The organism is Sphingobacterium sp. UGAL515B_05 (genome assembly GCF_033097525.1).
Classification (GTDB): domain Bacteria; phylum Bacteroidota; class Bacteroidia; order Sphingobacteriales; family Sphingobacteriaceae; genus Sphingobacterium.
Genome location: NZ_CP109907.1, coordinates 2,288,820 through 2,308,273, shown reverse-complemented (window position 1 = coordinate 2,308,273; position 19,454 = coordinate 2,288,820). Strand labels below are relative to the sequence as shown.

General features: G+C 41.5%; 11 protein-coding genes. All 11 read right to left on the bottom strand.

The features are described from left to right. Positions 1-34: 34 nt before the first annotated feature. The 11 genes from murQ to OK025_RS09290 all read right to left on the bottom strand — a co-directional run bounded on the left by murQ (position 35) and on the right by OK025_RS09290 (position 19,125). On the bottom strand, positions 35-847 hold the full coding sequence (murQ, locus tag OK025_RS09340) for an N-acetylmuramic acid 6-phosphate etherase (RefSeq protein ID WP_317669241.1): 813 nt from the start codon (positions 845-847) through the stop codon (positions 35-37). A gap of 22 nt (positions 848-869) precedes the next feature. Next, on the bottom strand, positions 870-1,505 hold the full coding sequence (locus tag OK025_RS09335; protein WP_317669240.1) for a polysaccharide deacetylase family protein: 636 nt from the start codon (positions 1,503-1,505) through the stop codon (positions 870-872). Between the two features lie 59 nt (positions 1,506-1,564). After that, complete coding sequence (locus tag OK025_RS09330) at positions 1,565-3,391, bottom strand: glycoside hydrolase family 9 protein (protein ID WP_317669239.1); 1,827 nt, start codon at positions 3,389-3,391, stop codon at positions 1,565-1,567. 42 nt (positions 3,392-3,433) lie between these two features. Further along, positions 3,434-5,293, bottom strand: a complete 1,860-nt coding sequence (locus OK025_RS09325) for a PQQ-binding-like beta-propeller repeat protein (RefSeq protein ID WP_317669238.1) — start codon at positions 5,291-5,293, stop codon at positions 3,434-3,436. A gap of 175 nt (positions 5,294-5,468) precedes the next feature. After that, entirely contained in the window at positions 5,469-7,325 is a 1,857-nt protein-coding gene (locus OK025_RS09320) for a RagB/SusD family nutrient uptake outer membrane protein (protein WP_317669237.1), read from the bottom strand. 11 nt (positions 7,326-7,336) lie between these two features. Then, positions 7,337-10,798 (bottom strand): TonB-dependent receptor, encoded by a 3,462-nt coding sequence (locus OK025_RS09315; protein ID WP_317669236.1) that lies wholly within the window; start codon positions 10,796-10,798, stop codon positions 7,337-7,339. A 51-nt stretch (positions 10,799-10,849) separates the two neighbouring features. Continuing rightward, complete coding sequence (locus tag OK025_RS09310; RefSeq protein ID WP_317669235.1) at positions 10,850-12,094, bottom strand: DUF1343 domain-containing protein; 1,245 nt, start codon at positions 12,092-12,094, stop codon at positions 10,850-10,852. 542 nt (positions 12,095-12,636) lie between these two features. Continuing rightward, a complete protein-coding gene (locus OK025_RS09305) occupies positions 12,637-13,638 on the bottom strand; it encodes a phosphodiester glycosidase family protein (protein WP_317669234.1) in 1,002 nt (333 codons plus the stop codon). A gap of 2 nt (positions 13,639-13,640) precedes the next feature. Next, positions 13,641-14,444, bottom strand: a complete 804-nt coding sequence (locus tag OK025_RS09300; protein WP_317669233.1) for a DUF4397 domain-containing protein — start codon at positions 14,442-14,444, stop codon at positions 13,641-13,643. Between the two features lie 18 nt (positions 14,445-14,462). Beyond that, entirely contained in the window at positions 14,463-16,043 is a 1,581-nt protein-coding gene (locus OK025_RS09295) for a SusD/RagB family nutrient-binding outer membrane lipoprotein (protein ID WP_317669232.1), read from the bottom strand. A gap of 4 nt (positions 16,044-16,047) precedes the next feature. Then, complete coding sequence (locus OK025_RS09290) at positions 16,048-19,125, bottom strand: SusC/RagA family TonB-linked outer membrane protein (protein WP_317669231.1); 3,078 nt, start codon at positions 19,123-19,125, stop codon at positions 16,048-16,050. Positions 19,126-19,454: the final 329 nt, after the last annotated feature.

The window sequence follows — 19,454 nt, the reverse complement described above, 5'->3', positions numbered from 1 at the left end:
GTTTTTAAAATAGGTGATTTTTAGTAGGTTATACTCAATGGGTAGCCTGATAAGCTTCAATTGCCTGTCTCACATTGCCAAATTGTTCAAGTAAAGCCGCAGCCTCTCCCTCAGGCGCCCCCGTTTGATCCATAATGATACGTACACCACGGCCGACCAACTTATGGTTTGACAACTGCATATCGACCATCTTATTCCCTTTTACCCTACCCAATTGGATCATCACTGCAGTACTGAACATATTTAACACAAGTTTCTGAGCGGTACCTGACTTCATCCGCGTAGACCCGGTAACGAATTCCGGCCCAACAATAACTTCAACCGGATACTGCGCTACTTCAGCAATCGGAGAACCGCCATTACAGACAATACAGCCCGTAACAAGCCCCTTCTCATTTGCGGTTTTCAATCCGCCAATAACATAAGGTGTGGTTCCAGAGGCCGCAATACCGATAACAACATCGTTTTCATCAATATCATAGGCTTCCATATCTTTCCAGGCTTGCTCCAGATCATCTTCTGCAAATTCAACTGCTTTTCGAATTGCAGTATCACCACCAGCAATCAACCCAATGATCCATTCAAATGGCACACCGTAAGTCGGAGGTAATTCTGACGCATCCAACACGCCCAAACGACCACTTGTACCAGCGCCGATATAAAAAGTTCGACCACCAGCCTTCATTTTCTCCACAGTCACTTTGACCAATGCTTCAATCTGAGGGATAGCCTGCTCTACAGCAAGTGGCACAGATTTATCCTCATTATTGATATTTGTCAATAACTCATGCACAGACATCTTGTCCAAATCCTGATAATTCGAATCTTTCTCCGTTGTATTTACCATTATTAGTATATATTGTATTTCTTTATTTCAATAAATCGGGTACATCCACAAGTTGATACCCTTTTCCCTTTAATATGCTAATGATATCATCCAAATGATGATACAGTTTATCTTTCCGCCGATCATCGGTTCCCATATGAATCAATATCAGAAATCCATTGAGCCCATACCGAGCTTCGTAAGACCAGAGATTGTCGAGAATCGCTGTCGACGATAAATAACGAGTCCCCATTTCAGGATAGGTATAATCAGCTGCAGTCCGTATTCCCGGTGTATAATTAACCGAATGTAGACCTACTGCTTTTGCCCAATCGACCGTTTCACTATTATACCACTCGTACGAAGGAATATAATAGGACAAATTCCCGATATCAATACCCCCGCTTTCCAATGCTTTCAGATTTGCCTTTAGATCCGCGACAAAAGAGTCACGTTTCACCAAAAGCAGGTCCCTACTCCCCCAGTCACTCACCAGAAGATGTTTATCCGAATGCCCCGAAATCCAATGACCATCGTTTATCATCTGATGGACATAGGATTTAAAACCCGGTGTTCTGAGATAATCACCTGTCAGGAAAAAAGAACCTTTAACGCCATTACGTTTTAGACTTGCCAACACCTCTCCTGTACCTTCAGATAAATCATGACCTGTAAACATCAAAGCTACCTGCCGTTTTGTCGAGTCGCCCCGGACAATAGCTCCGAAAACATCCGGTGTTACTTTTTTCCGGTCGGCTCCTCCATTGCCTTACCTTCCTTTGAAGCCAGCAGATAAATCAACGAAGCGGTACCATCCATTGTCGGCTCATTGGTACTATAATCTCCATAGTCGTCATGATAGACCGCCAAATCACTTTGAAACTCCGCATAGCTATCTGGATTATTCAACTTGATACCGATCAGATTGCGGTACGTAGATGCCATAATGGGCCCATCAACCAAACCGCCATCGATCGGATGTTTACCCAGAAAGGTAAAAGCCGAATGCGGATCAACAGGTGTATCGCCCCACGACGGAAGACCATATACCATACTCGTGCCCCAAGGGTTCGTTCCAAACAACCAGTCAAAATTAGCCTGAGCAAGCTCATCGAAATGCGCATCTCCCGTCAATTCTTTGTACCAGAGACATTGAATCGCGAAGGATACCGTTAAGTTGTTGCTACACCAAATAAAGGGAACTCCACGAAAAAATGCATTTTTTTCGGCTCTCCGATTGACTTCCTCAATCCCCTGTTTATAATAAGAAACAATCTCCTCGCGATCTTGTCCTTTTAATCCTTTTGCCAATTCATAATGCCCAAGATTGATAAAAGGGTACCACTGATAATGTGCAGCAGTATCGCTTATCATCCAAGGTGTAATCTTTTCCTGTCGGGCATAGCGCAAGGCTTCTCGTGCGAATTTTCCTTTTTTTGTCGTGGAGAACCCCATTGCCGCAGCCAACTGCATATCGTCTACCCAATTGTCTTCGGCATAAATATAGGGCGATTTCACAGAAACCGTCTGTGTCACGCCTGGTTTTATATTGGCATAAGCATAGGCCGTTTCCGATTTTTTCGAAAGCAGCTTTGCATACGTCCGATCTTCCTTGTCAAACAACATCGCTCCCAAGCGAAAAGCACTACTAAATTTACCAGCAGTAGAGCTAGTGCCCGTCGTATTATTCATAAACTTACCACGCTGTTGTGGTTCGCCATCGATAAAATACACCGGTCGTTCAAATCCACGACCATAATAGGGATCTTCCTTTGGCATCCGCATACTTGCATGATCCCGGTCATCACCAATCTGATTGTACATCTGATTGGCTTTAGGATGCATCTTCAATAACCAATCCAGGCCCCATTTTGCTTCATCCAGTACATCGGCACGACCGTTTTTTCCGTCAAGACCATTTGCTTGCTTTAGATCACCAAATACCTTTGGAAAATCGCGGTAAGCCGCTAACAGATGAAATGTTGCATTTGCCGACGTAGTCGCATATTGCAAATAATCAGAAGCATCATGCCAACCTCCGCCAGCATCGATGCGGGAGCTATCGGGAATACCAACCTTTCCTGCATAAAGCGCAAATCCATCGTGTGTGTGGCAGCTATCTTTCAGAAAAGGGTTGAACAATGTCCGTTGTTGCCGCATATAACGCAGTACAAAATCGGCCGCTCCCTTATAAACGTCCCGAGCAATTCGGAATGTTGGAGACTTCACATCTCCAGCCTGAACAAAAAAACGTCCTGTATCCTGCATAGAAGAGAAATCCAAACGAAAGCTCTGAACAAAAGGACCATAAGCCCCATAATCTTTTCCCACAGGATGCACATACACTGTTTTACCCGTTTGTGCGTTTTTAATTTCAAAAGAACGAAGCTGCCTGATTGATTTCCCGCCCCATACCGCGACCTTCTTGCCCGCCGGAGTATAGCCCAATTGGTTTATTCTAATCCAAGCATTTTGCTGTGCTTTCGCAAAGTTACAAACAAAACATGCAAAAACAAGCAAAAAAGCTTGACGTAAATTTAAGAAGTTTAGACATTTTTTTATCATATCAAGGCATTTATTTTCAAAAAGATCAATTCAATCGATTGCTTAAAACTCTAATGAAACTATTTTGCCATCCATCGTACTCGCTATCACCTTGTTTCGGCCGTTTAGCGCAACAGGATTAACCATTCCATTGGATATTTTATATTGCCATACTACCGCGCCTGTTTTTGCGTCAACCCCGGATAGCAAACCCGAATGACTCGGCACAAATACCAATTTGCCATTGGATATAATTGCAGAAGGCGTCAATTCATAAGGCAATTTAAGCTTGGACTTCCAGGCAACATCCATACGATCAGCAGCAACTGAAATACCCAAAAGGTCCCCATCCATCGTCTTCACATAAACCAATTTATGATCTGCCGCCAAGCCCATAGACTCGCGCACCCGAATGGTATCTTTCTTTTCCCGCCAAATGACCGCCCCCGTTTTCGCATCCAGTGCTGTCATAAAACGATCCGGTGCAACTACAAAAACACGATTATTTACCCCTACTGGATTACATGCCGCCGCTGAAAACATCCGATTAGCCTGTCCATTATTCCATTCCCACGACAGCTTACCTGTATTGACATTCAAAGCATAGAATCCATTACTCCAGGAGCCAAAAATTACATTTCCCAAATAATACGTTGGCAGGGTCGATACAAATCCTTTGACCTGATCAAAGCTCCATTTTACAGCCCCTGTCTTGATGTCCAGCGCTCTAAACTTACCATCCGAACCACCGATAAAAGCCACGCCGTCATGTAACAGAGGCGAACCCAAAACCGCCTTTTCAGTCTGTACCCTCCATAACAACTTGCCATTTCGGGCATCTACCGCATAAATTGCATGATCCGATGACCCCGCAACCACGATTCCTTTCCACACAGCTGGCGTAGAATAAACTTTGCCACCTGTACGAAATGCCCATCGCTTTTTACCGGTTTTTAAATCAAGCGCAAAGATATCGCCCGCGGTATTTGATGTAATCACGCTATTTTTGTAAACAGCTAGTCCAGCCCCGATATCGCTGGCATCTTCAAACGTCCAATTGACTTTAACCTGATCTGCATATTTTGCATTCACAGCATAACTGGGTCTCGGGTAGCTTACTGTCTCATTTTCATAGTGATGATTAAATAGAGGAACAACGACCCAAGATTTCTCCTGCATCCCCACACCGGGATTACGCTCCTGATAACTTGCTTTGCCATCGGCGATGGTCACAATATTATAACCGCCAACTTCTTTATTCGCACGCAGGTTGGACCGTCCCATTACCCCCGGAATTCCTTCCCAATCATACAATTTATTGGCATGGCCATGTCCGCAAAGCGCCAATTGGACATTGCGCGTTTTGACCCTTTTTAAAGCGTCAAACCAGTTATTTAGAGACGAATCCTGTGGATAATGATTAATATAGATCAATGGCAGCTGATTATCCGGATTCGCTGCAAAAATGGAATCCATCCAGACCAGGTTCTCACGAGGAATCTGACCAGGGCTCATACGCATATTTGGTCCTGAATTGGTTCCAATGAATGCGTAACCTTTATGCTTAAAGAAAAAAGTTTCACCACCAAAAACGGTGCGAAATGTATTGGCTCCATTTTCAGACCAATTTCCATCGTGGTTTCCCGGGATCACATACCAGGGCAGCTGCAAACTATCTAAGATGCGCTTTGCCAGCTTTAACTCGTGATCGGCACCAAACTCGGTGATATCTCCAGAAAGTATAACGAAATCAATATCTTTCAATGTATTCAGGTCCTTTACAGTACGTCGCAAATCCTCCTCTCCTGTTGCACCACCGACATGCGTGTCTGTAACGTGGGCAAATTTGAAGGACTGCTGCGCTATCACAACGTTAAAAACGCAGGATAATGCAATAAAAAAGGTGATAATTGGAAACCTCATGCGTAATGTTTTCTTAAAAATAGCGTTTTCATGCATAATAATAAAATAAAAATGCGTTTTTATGCAAAGTATTTTAGATGGAGATTTAGGTTTGAGTTCGACAGCCACGGCGATCATGGACATAAAAAAGCCTTGTCTAAAAACATAGACAAGGCCTCATCATATGTGGATTAAATTACCACCCTTTAGTTTGTGTTAATTTATAGCCTTTTGCAGCATATTCATTTACCTGTTCTAATCCCACAGGTGAAATATACGAACGATCTGAAAATGGCTCACGATTCTGTACATCCTCGACGCGATAATACCCGATCAGCTTGTCACCATTTGTGCCATCATAAGAGATGATATTACCATTAGCATCCACTACTTTCAACAATCCTTTTTTACTATCAACCAACAAGGCCGGCATATCTTGTTTCACATTGATCCAAGGCCCCAGGAAATAGTCGTTGTTTTTGCTAAAGTCCATATAGTTTAACTTCTTCCAACGTTTGATATCAAGCAGACGTAAGCCTTCATAAACAAACTCCATACGTCTTTCGCGTCTGATTTCCCACATTAAAGGTGAAACGTCAGCATCGCGGGAAGGATCATTTGCAATCGCTCCAATCTGCAATGCAGCTGTTTTCTGCACACCTTTTGCTGCTGCCGCTGCATCAAGTGGACGATTACGGATTGCATTGATGGATTTATCAATATCGGTCTGTGTTACCGCAGCAGCTCCAAAACCTTCTGCTAAAATTTGCTTAGCCTCAACCCAGTTCAAAACAACTTCTGCCAAACGGATTACCGGAGCATCCGAAGTATTTGTATTAGAACCCCATGCAGCTGGGTAAGTTTTACCCAGGTATGTCAATGCTTCTCGCGACGCAAATTTATAAGCGTAGAAAAGTGTGGATGAAGACGTTAATGGCTTTTCATAGATGGAAGCTTCAAAACGCGGATCACGGGTAACCGCCAAATCTTTCAGTGTAAAGCTATTTGCATTTGCTACAGAAGAATTTTGCCAAGGCTTACCGTCATTACAGATAAAGGATTTAACCAACATCAAATTTACCGCATTTCCCTGACCTTCGGTACCATTGCTGTACGACCCCACACTATGCGTTGCACTTTTAGTTGCATCATAGGCGCGATACATAATCACCTCTTTGTTTGCACTCAAATCTTCCGATGCAAATAAGCTTTTGAAATCACTGCTAAAATTATAAGCATTAGACCCCATAACAACCTCTGCAGCCTTCTGAGCCATTTCCAGGTATTTCTTTGCCCTATCCTTATCTAAATTGTGATAATACAAAAACGATCCCTCAAACAGCATCAGTCTGGATATAAAGGATGCCGCCACATATTTATTCAGATATTGCTTACCATCGTTTGTACGCATATTATCCAATACATATTGAAAATCGTCATACACATGATCCATCACGACAGCGCGACTGTCACGATCCTTGTACATCAAATCCAGTTCAGTGTCCTTCAATTCCTTATCATAATAAGGCACGTCACCGAACACCTCTACCAGTCGGCTATACTCAAAACCTCTGAAGAAACGGGCTACCGCCATCCAATGGCGGTAAGTTTCATCATTAATATTTGGTTTTGTTTTGCTCTCTATCCGATCGATAAAAATATTTGCTTTACGCACATACGAAAAATTCCATGTAGGTCCAGAATACTGACGCAACATATCAGGCAACTCTAAAGCGGCAATAGTTGACCCTGTTGCCCTTCTAGAAGTCGGCACCGAGTTCTCAAAGTTATCCTGAATATTTTTCTTTGTCAGATCGTCCGCAAAATTATAACCTGTCACTGGCGCGTAAGCCGTTGCATACCCTGTATTATATCCCGTAAAATAATTGGCATAAAATCCGTTAGCGTACAAACGCAACGCAAGCTCATTGCCCCAGCCTTTCTCATCTTCTAAGCTTGTCAGCTGATTACGATCAAGCACATCTTTATTACAGGATGATAGCACCAACGTTGCTCCAAGCGCCATAAATGCTATTTTCTTTGTAAATTTCATTGTTGTAAATTTTAAAAATTAACCTGAACACCAAACGATACCGACTTAAACATTGGTGTACCTACACCTGTTCTACCCGAGTTATAATTTGTAGCATTAAATATAGAAAAGCCATTGATTGCTTCCGGGTCAACCGGCAAACCATTCAACTTATCAAAGGTGAAGAAATTTTCCAATGAAGTATAAACTCTTGCCGTTTTGATAAATGCTTTGCGCGTTAATGTTGAAGGAAGTGTATAACCCAACGTTATATTTTTAATACGCAAATAGGACATATCCAATAAGTAACGGGACTGTTTAACCATATTGTTTGCATCATTACTTGCCGCATTATTATATGCTCTCGGATAAAATGCGCCCGTATGATCCGCAGACCAGAAATTATCTGCAATTGCCGAAGGCATAGCGCCATCCGAAGCATTGTAACCCGGAATTGTCAAGAAACCATTACCCCAGATCTGACGCTTTCCAACACCTTGCATAAATCCAGAAAGATCAAAGCCCTTATAGTCAAATCCTAAACGGAAACCATATTCATAACGCGGTGTTTCATTACCGATGATTTCCATGTCACCATGGTCGTCTAACGTACCGGCTCCGGCATTGATCTGACCATCACCATTCAAATCGGCAAATTTCACGTCACCAGGACCGAACCTAAAGTTACTGCTGGTCGGAAAGGTATTATAAGCCCCATTAGGATCCGAAAGCTTATTCATCACTTTACCCGCAACAGTGGTCGTAACCAATTTACCATCAGAACCATATTCAAAATCACCGGCTTGATATAATCTATCTGTACGATAACCCCAGATTTCACCCACATCTTTACCATTATAGTAATCTGAAATCACCCGGGTATTTGTATACTGTAGAATAGTCGTTTTAGCATCTGATAATGTACCTCTGACATTAAAGCCAAAACCGCTTTCAAAACGATGGTTAAAATCTAAAGCCAACTCCCATCCTTGTGTACGCAAAGCCCCGAAGTTGCCCTGTGGTGCAGGCGCTCCAAACGTTGCACTGACATCGCCACTTGGAACGATCATATTCTTAGTATCCCTTCTATACCAATCGAAAACCAATCCGAATTTGCTCTTGAACATGCGCATATCCAAACCTATATCTGTGGTTTCAATACGCTGCCATTTCAATTCACTTCTTACGGCTGAAGGAGTTCCGATCGTGAAGTAACGACTACCATCAGCACCCAACCAAGCAACATCTCCCGGAATCATGGTCGATGTATATAAACTTGGCGGCACGGTCTGATCACCGATAGACCCCCAAGAACCTCTAAACTTCAACTGATTAAGCGTAGGCTTGGCCCATTCCATAAAATTCTCTTCCGAAGCTACCCAACCTGCCGAGAAGGACGGAAACCATTGCCATTTCAAATCTTTTGGAAACTTAGAAGAACCGTCGTAACGAATGTTTGCCTCTACCAAATATTTATTCTTATAGGCATAATTTACCCGTCCGAAATAACCTAACTGCGCTTCCCATGCGGCATCACCTTTCGCCAATTGCGCTGAAGTATTCACACCAAAACCCAGTTGTGGATTTTGGATATCCAATAAGTTAAACGTTTGGGAAGAATTCATATCATAATCCAAAGTCACACGGTTAACACCCGCAATAAATTTGAAATCATGATCATCGTCCAGGTTTAAATTATAGGTAGTGAAAGCATTGATTGTATTATTACGACGAGCGCCCGATGCTCTCAAAAAATGATCTGGGTTTGCTCCATTCGCCGTGTAAGTATAATAATTCAAATCATAGGCAGCCATTGCTCCTGCAGCACCAGCAGCAACTACCTGTCCGTCGGAGTTCACATAAACAGGATTACCCGCAGCATCTTTTCTAGCTACCCCCGCAACCCAAGAATCTGCGGCAGTAAAACGCGTACCAGGCTGTGTGGTGATTTCCTCCTGATTGGAGAATGTATAATCAAAATCCACTTTCCAGTTTTTCTTGATATTTACAGTTGCACCTAAATTTAAATTGATGTAATTATTTTGGAAACTCGCTGTATTTGCAGAAGAAGTCTCACTCCACGGACTACGGATCATGTTACCCTTTTCATCATACCCCATTGGATATAACGAACTCCAACGGTAGAGGTATAACCAAGGATCCGCAGTGGTTGAATTTGTTGTATAAGGATATTCTTTTTTACGACGCGACACCATGGCACCACCACGCACAGTCAGGTATTTATTGATCTCTGACGATATACGCAACGCCGCATTAGTACGATTAAATTTATCATGATCCGTTGTTTTCATCATACCCGACTGATTCAACAAGCCCATACTTAAATTATACTGCGTCTTTCCAGATGTACCTGAAATACTTAAATCATGCTGAGAAGTCGGTGCAGCCTTACGGATCATATAATCCTCTACATTATAAGTACGCACACCATACTTTTTCGTAGGTTCAGCAGGATTAACATACCAATCACGACCATAAACAGTAGGATCGTTCGCTCCGATTGAGTTACCATATTTCTGCTTCCAGTCCAGCGCACGCTGATAGCTTTCGCGGTTAATTTTATAAAATGCACCTGTTTCAGATTCACCGACACGCTCCGCAGCTTCCAAAGAATACTTAAGGGCATTCACATCACCCATGTTATAATCTACAGCCGAATTCTGAAAGGAGAAGTTATTGGAATAATTGATATTGAAACTATCTCCGCCTTGTGCCCCTTTTTTTGTTGTAATCAATACCACACCAAATGCAGCTTTAGCTCCATAAATAGAAGAAGCAGCAGCATCTTTCAATACGGAAATAGACTCTACATCAGCAGGATTAACTAACTGAATGCTTGGAATCTCCACATTATCCAACAAGATAAGTGGACTGGATCCGCCTGCAATTGACCCCATTTGACCACGGATTTTCATAACCGGATCGGAACCAACTTCTCCACTTGGTACCACAACTGTCAAACCTGGCGTCGTACCTTGAATACCACGACCAACATCCGCAATAGCACGCCCTTGTAGATTATCTTTTACGTTGACAGTAGATACAGCACCAGTTAGGTTACCTTTTTTCTGGGTACCATAACCGACAACCACCACTTCGTCCAACGCTTGATTATCGTCGGCTAATGTTACATCAAGTGAGCTTGAAGTAATCGTAATCTCTTTCGTCACGTATCCAACAGATGAAAAACGCAACTTGCTCCCCACGGCAGCTGTAATTTTAAAATGTCCTTGAGCATCGGTCTTTGTTGACGCGGCACCGCCAATCAAAGACACACTTACCCCAGAGACTGGACCTTTTCCATCCGTTACAGTACCTTGCACCGTATTTTGAACCGCACTTTTTAGAGAAGAGCTTAGAAGAGCATTTGTTAACTTATTGCTATTCAAAGAACCTTCTTTTTTTGTAAAAGAATAGGATTCAGAAGGAAAACTCAATCCAAGAGCAACAGAAAATAGTACAAATTTTCTCATTGATTATAGAGTTTTAAAATAAATGATTCTAGTTAATATTGTTAGTTATTGCTATTCAAAATCAGTATATAACAAATACTTCTTACGCATCTGTTTATAATTTTTCAAGTCATCCGACCAGGAAGCGCGAATCTGTGCCTCCGATTCACCTGCAAGAATCTGCTTACGCAACTGATCAGTCCCTGCGAGCTTATCGAAAAATTCGGGCCTTGCAAAGAATGTCGATTTATCAGGCGTCTTTTGATAAAAATCTAAGACATATTTTAGTGTGAATTTTTGCTTTTCAGGATCCAGAGCACGTAGATCTATACCATAATTCGTTGCACCTTTCCCTTCCACATGTTTGGACATACCATGACGTTCCCCCGGGGTAAACGTAAAAGAGCCATAAACCGGATTTGTATACCCCAAAACTTGGAATGGCCAATCTGTCCCACGCCCTACCGAAATATCAGTTCCTTCGAAAAGGCATAGTGAAAGATACAATCGTACAGAAAGCTGATTGGGTAGACTTGGTGAAGGAATTACCGGTAAATCGTACATCGTTTTGTGATCCCAATTTTGCACCTTTACAACCTGCACATCTACCTGGCGACCATTTTCTAACCAGTGTTCCCCATTGATCATCTGTGCCAACTCACCAATTGTCAGACCGTGGATCATTGCTATTTTATGCCAAGAAACATCGGATTTAAACTTGTCATCATGCCTTACTGGACCGTCGACCTGATCTCCATTCGGATTTGGGCGATCCAATACAATTAATTTCTTGTTATGCTTTGCACAAAGCTCCATCACACGATGCAAGGAAGTGATATACGTGTAAAAACGCGCTCCGACATCCTGTAGATCGAAGATCATAACATCGATGGAATTGACAATCGAATCTTGTTTCTTATTTCCACCATATAATGTAAATAGTGGTAAACCTGTTTTCTGATCAATATCATTTCCAAACTTCTCGCCACGCTCTACATTACCACGGAAGCCATGCTCAGGCGCAAAGGCAAATTTTAAGTCAACTTTATTATCCATTAAAACATCCACGAGATGTTTTTTATCGGGCCCAACAATTGATGTTTGATTTCCCATAACCCCAACTTTCTTCCCTTTTAATTGCGGTAAATATAAGGCTAACTGATCTGCCCCTGGCACAACAACCTTGTTCGATATATCACCAGAAATGCTACTTCCTGCTTTTTCATTCGTCTGAACAGACTTCAATGAACTTCCACAAGAAATAAAAAGGGTATTTGAAACCACTAGAATTAGCGCAAATAAGTTAGTTTTTATCATAAGATAGATCATTAGATCATACACAACATGCAGTTTTATGCACGAATAATTGAAAATCAGGATAAAAGTAAGTAGAACTTTTCGATTTTAAAACTAAAATTGTCACAAAAACGCAAAAGAAAGTAAGTATTCACTTTTTTTTAAGTTAAAACAAAAATAAAATATTTCCTTTTTTTTATTTCAAAACAGTAAAACAAAAAAATGATAAAACAAAGAAATACAGATTATTATAGAAATAAATCAATATCGAAGAACATGTTGTTAGTGTAAATAAAACACTATAATGTAACAAATACATTACCTCAATATGAACCATGCAACCGCGCACAAATCAGTACTACCAAGCATTTAAATAGCTGATTACCACATAATCCCCAACTTTCAGCAACAATCCGCATGCTTTATTTTAAAAACTATTCCAAATCTAGTATAGCACACAGCAGAGCAAACACAACTTCCAATAAAACATGAAAGTGATATAATGTATAAAGGCTTTCGGATCATTTTTCCGAAAGCCTTTATACGCCAAAAAAAAACAACACCTATTTCAGCACGAAACCTATCCCATTTGCACTTGCCCCCCCTGCCAAAGCTATCGGCCTATTTACCACTTTCCAACTTAAAAGACTGGACCGTCCTTCACTTTCCGCCCGTTCTACCATAACGGACGCTGTCCCACCATTTGTAACAAAAGCATCTGAAGATCCGATCGCCGCCATGATCTTTCCTAAATCGTTGTAAGTGATACCAACAGAAAAAGCATTTGTTCCGCCATCCACTACAACCGCATACAGATAGTTCCGACCTGCATTTAACCCCACCGCTGTATTAGCTTGAACAGTTTCTGTCGCCGAAGTAACAGTATCACCTCTATATAAAAGCCAGGTGCCACCAGAAACTAAGGAAGCTAGATCATTTAAATTATATTCGTCCATTGGAGATGATGTAGATGGCTTGTTTCCAATAAAAACAGAACCGTTCTTTTTCACACCCAAAAAAGGTCGTGTATTAGATGTAGCTGTTGTCGTTGTTGTTTTCAACTGTCGGCTTTTAAATATAAACGAGCCTGTCGGCGCGGAGGAAGTCACCACATCTCCATTGACCGCTGCTATAATTTTCCCTCCGGCACGCCCCTCATTATATTTAGCCATATCTCCCAACGTCTGCACTGTAAATAAATAATCATCAAAAGGACTTAGGGCAGTTACACCTATATTAGTTTTAGAAAGATCGACTTCCAGGATCTGCATACTCATGGCCTGATTTAATTTATTCACATAACGAACATGCGTACGCTTTATTCCATCCGCCAGGGCCGTCGTAGAATCCAATTTAAAAATCGAAATTATATCCGTTTTGTCCATTATCTTCTTCACAAGCGCACCTATCTCGTTGTCAGGCGGAATAACTTCCGGAACAGTAACCACAGGCTCCTTCCGCTCAAAAACAGGATAATCATCTCTCTGTTTACAAGATACCAATGAAAGCAGCAAGCCAAACAATACACTTGCACACAAACTATTTCTATATTTTTTATCCTTCATGATCATCGAATTAAGAAAAATGAAACATAGGGCTTCATGATGGCAGAAGTAAAACCATCGTAGCCCAGCGCATACACAGTATATGACCTTCGGTCCAAAATTGCTCCTGCATTTGAATAAGATGCCAGCACCGAAGCATTCGTTATAGGCGCACCCGCTTTACGGATCTTCCATGTCCGTGTTGTGATACGATTTAATTCAAAATATGGACTTGTCTCCAAATACTTTACATTTTTAGCAACCAGAGAATCCTGCGTTGGCTCCGCAGTTGTTGCCGCAGCTCCGTAATACAGATCAATCGCCTCAACATTGGGCATTAAATTTGTAAAACGGTAGCGTGCCTGCGTGCTATCCGGCCGGGTTAAATCTTCTTCATTTAAGATCATTTTTGTGTTTTTTGCTGTATCTGTTACATGCAACGTATAACGCTTTCCGGCCTCAAACTTCACTGTAGATTCGTATAAAATAATAGAATCCAGGCCACTATCGGTTTTATAAGGCAATCCTACCTGCACATTAACGGAACCCGATTTCCATTTCAGAAAGTCCGGACGGGAATCACCGCGTGTATTATACCCACCACCCGGAAAAGGTTCTCTACCACGAATAAGTGGCGTAACACGCTGACCATCAAATTTTACATACATATAGCGGTCATCCGGATAGATGGACGCCATGTTAATTTTAACAATTGCATCGTCAGCACCCATAAACTCCACATCGCCAAAATTCTGTATGGCCTTATCACAAGAATAAAGACCAAAAAGAAACAAGCAGGCGCCCAATATAATTTTAAAACTTTTCATACTCTAATCTTTAAAGGACTAATTATCTTTTGTTACGAACCAGGTCGGCTTGGTGACATAATAAGGATCCAAGGCCCCCCACTTGTCCAATTCTTTTGCATTCCATGCATACTCTGAGTTATAACGGGGACGAACCCGATAACAGTAAGCCTGATATTGCAATCCCGAACCGCTGAGTGGCTGATACTGCTTAAAAATAGTAGTATCATAATTATACTTGCGTAGATCACACCACTGTTCCAATCCTCCCCAGCCCCATTGGACTATATACTTTTGCCCCATGATATCGGAAAGCATTAAGTCTGCTGAAGTCTGTGGAATTTCACTACTCGCCAGGTAGGCTTTTACCTGAGCGTCGGTAATTGCGGTTTCACCGTTTGTATTGATATACTTATTCACGAAAGTCATATGCGAGCGAATCGCATTAAGATAAGCCTGATAAGCCTCAGAAGACGCGCCCTTGATAAAAAGCGCCTCCGCCTTAATCAACTGCAGTTGCGCATAAGTCATCAGCGGGAATTCAGCTTTATCCCTAAAGATGAATTTTCCTTCATACACTCCACCCACAATTTTCCCGAGAATCGAAGGGATAATCGTAGCCGAATTGGTTACATTCGGCAGAGCACCGGAAAACACCGTATCAGCAACATTATCCAGGTTCCTATTGATCATTTTTAAGAGACGCGGATCACTTGCAACACGTGAAGGAGCCGTTACTGTCCCTCGAAGTCCTCCAGATAAGTAACTCACAATCGGCTGGCCGGCACGGCTATAATATGAGCTTGTATAAACCCCATACAGCGGACCAACCACACTCGAGGTTTCCGCCTTATCTCCCGAAAACTTAACGCTTGCATCGTCATCGTTAGAGGCCAAGGATTGATTGACGTAATAGACGACAGAATCCGCATACTTTGATTTAAAATCTGACTTATTAACCAAGTGGATATACTGAAGTGCGCGAATACCATAAACAAACTTGCGCCACTTACCCATATCACCACGAAAAAGGTTATCTCCTCTTTCGGAACTCAAATTAGCGCTATAATCAAGCGGACTTTTTTGATCCATATAATATAAGGCAGAATCACACCAAACTCTAACTTGTGCATAAACCTCTTTTTGATCGTCATACTTAAAGCTAAGCTGGTCGCGCAGGGCTTCCTTCATAATAACAGGACCATGATAATCGGTAAGCATTTGGTATCCCCAAGCCTTAACGGCATAACCTATTGCAGCATACTCATATTTCTCATTTTCCACCGCATCCCGGATCATGTTTGCCAGGTTTCGACCGTGGTTAAAATAGACCATACGCCACATCACCCCGCCAACATCACTCTGCAGTCTAAATCCATGCCTTTCCCAAACTTTTGAAGCATCGTCAGCAGAAGCCCCCATAATAGATTGATTAAACTTGTTCATAATGGTCTGATCCTGCGCATAACCATTTGCCATATGAAATATAATCGGAGCCAACAAAATCTCAGCCCTAACATCCTGTGGATACGACGGATTATCATTGATATCCATAAATTTTTTACAACCTGTCATTATCAAAGTCAATAACAACAAAGCTGCACCTATTTTTGCTTTCATAATCTTATAATTGTAAGTTAACGCCAACATTGAACCCTTTCGGTCTAGCCATATTGCCAAAATCTATTCCATAGCCGCCAATACCTCCAATACCAGTTGTATTCGAATTACTTTCTGGATCCAATCCTGTATAATTTGTAAACATAACGAGATCAGTAGCTGTAAAAAACGCTTTTAGTGAAGACCTTTCACCTAAGAACCGCGTCAGTCTTTTCGGCAATCGATAACTTAAAGTAATATCACGCAGTCTCATTGTATAGATATTCCGTTCTACGAACATACCCGGCTCGATATTGGTAAAATAATACGCGGAGGAAGTATATGGTGTTACCGCAATATGGTTGATTGTTGGATTTTCCGAATTCTCCAACCCATCCTTCAAAACACCCCTTATCACGCGTGGATCTTCTCTATTTAGCGTTTTTGTCGACATACCGAATGTATACATGTTATAATCCAATCCGTTTAACACATCTCCGCCTTTACGCCAGTCCCACAAAAATGTCAGATACCAATTTTTGTAATTGAATTTATTAACGATGCCCAATGTAAACTTAGGCAGGCGGTCAGCAATCGGGTAATAGCGATCTGTACCAGCGACCGGCAGACCTGTTGCCGGGTCGATCAGCACGTCGCCTTTCGTATTACGCATAAACTGCGTTCCAGAGAGGGCGCCCATACTGTAACCTGGCAATACTGCAGAACGCACACCGCTCAACAACCAGGTATCCGAATCATACAATTCGGGCAAATCTTCAGCCAGCGACAACACACGGCCTTTATATTGGGTAAAGTTGAAGACAAGGTTCCAATTGAAATTCCTCTTGACAATCGGATTGAATATTGCCTGAACCTCGGTACCCACATTTTTCACTTTACCTCCGTTCATCATTTTTAAAACAAAGCCAGAACCATAACTCAGTCGGGGCAAAATAATCTGTCCATCACTCAGCCTGGAGAAATAACTAAAATCAAAAGAGACAAACTTTTTAAACAACGAAAATTCCAAACCTGCCTCAAATTCATCTGTCATTTCAGCAACCAACTTATCATTCCCTCCATTAAAACCATAAGCATAGCCACCACCGGTTGAATATTGAGGTTCATAATTTGATTTGATAAAATAGGATCTAAGCGGTCCTTTACCCGTTTTACCTGCCGAAAATCTAATTTTCCCATCTGAGATCACATCCGAGACTGCCTTAATTAGATTTAAATCGGTAAAATTAAAGGCCAAGGACCCTGAAGGATAAGAAAAATAAGGATCATTTGGCATCAAACGCGACGTTCCGTCCAAACGGCCCGACAGCGTCAGATATAGCAAGGTTTTGTACCCTAATACAGCCTGTCCGAAGAATCCAATAGAACGGTAGTTGTTGATGACATTTTTTGCCAAACGTGTCGAAGCATAGGTATTATTGATGCTGTTGAAATTTGGATCAAAGAAATTTGTTCCGTATTGCGAATCGGTAATCGAGTTCTGATCACGGATCTCGCCCCCCAGAAATGCATTAATTGAATAATCTCCAAAAGTTTTATTGGCCGAAAAACGGGCATTACCATACAAAATTCGCATATTATTCTGATAAGAACTATACTTACCCCCTGTGGGAGAAGTGGAAGAACCCGAACCGGAATAAGATTGCGGATGATATACACTTTCACCTTTTGTAGTAGAATAATCAATCCCGACAACACCTTCAAATCTCAGCCAGGACAATGGCTTATAGGTAAAATTTGAGGAAGCCAGCGTACGGTTGGTTTTATCATTGGCGATATTCCGATACACATCCCAAAAAGGATTATCAAGCTCATTGTAAATATCCTTGGTATTTAATACGCGATTACCTTTTTCATCGATCCAATTCCGGACATCATATAAAGGATTAAAGCGCATCAGCGTCATCAAATAACCTGTAGCGCCTTTTCTTGCCTTATCATTGTCCGAAAAGATAAAATTAAAAGACGTATTGAGTTCAAATTTATTTGAAAATTTGGCGGTAGAGTTTAATCGCGAAGAGAAGCGTGTATAACGCGTATTTGGAACAATACCCGTATTATCATTGTATTCGTTTGACCAGCGATAACTTAGATTTTCATTACCACCATTAAAGGTTAAATTATGCTTTTGATTATATCCATGACGAAAGAAATTTTTAACATTATCTTTATGCAAAAGCATGTCGTCCTTATACTTCGGTCCCAATGCATAGGAAGATGTCCCATCATAATTGCCATTGAGCCCCTGCATATAGGTATACTGTCGCTCCGGAAATTTATTGACAAACTCCATTCTTCCTGAATAGCTATAATCAACCCCAAATTTACCACTCTTGGCCTTCTTTGTCGTGATAATTATAGCTCCCCCCGCACCTGAGCTCCCATACAATGCCGTCGCTTCCGGCCCCTTCATCACAGTATACGTTTCAATATCCGAAGGATTGATATCCAATGCCCGATTGGAATAATCCAAATCCCGGTTGGCACCATTCATCGCCAAATCATTTTCATTGACTGTCGAATTGTTAATCGGCACTCCATCGACAACAATCAATGCATTATTATCTCCAGAGATAGAGGCAAAACCCCGGAGCACGATTTGTGCCGAAGCACCTGGCATACCCGAAGTACTGTTAATGGACAAGCCTGGCACGCGCCCTTGCAAGCCTTGAAAAAAACCTTCCCGTTGCGTATCTGACACGTCATCCCCGCTTACTTTCGGCGTAGAATAACCCAGCGATTTTTTGGAACGCTCTATTCCCATTGCTGTTACGATCACTTCATCCAGTGATGCAGTATTTTCTTTTAGCACCACATTGACGATCGACCGACCATTTAGGGCAACTTCCTGCGATTGATACCCCACATATCGGAATACCAATGAAGCACCTTCGGAAATTGTTATCTTGTAGTTGCCTTGACTATTTGTTGCTGCCTGTGCTCCTTTTCCAATCTCCTGGACGGTCACTCCCGCTAAACCGGATCCACTCGAATTAGTCACTCTACCGGTAACATTTTTTTGTGCCAGAGCAACACAACAAAAACACAGTAAACCCAAAAAAATGAGCAAACTCCTTTTCATAATTTTAAATTTTAATTAATAAGATTAGTTCAGTTTTAAAATAGGATGCTCCGCACCTAGTACGGTAACAAAACGCAAAAAATGCATATTATTCGTTCATAAGCATGCGTTACTTTTAGGTATAAATATTGGTTTGTACTTCTTTTCATATCTAATATAGCATAAAAATGCATAAAAAAAGACATTATTTTTATTTTTAGAGCACAAACCCAATCATATCCATCATAAAAACGAATAATAAGGCAAAAAAACAAGATATTCAGAATAGTATAAAAATAGAATAGCAGACCTTTCATCAATATATTCGAATAAAAGCGCAATCATAGGGA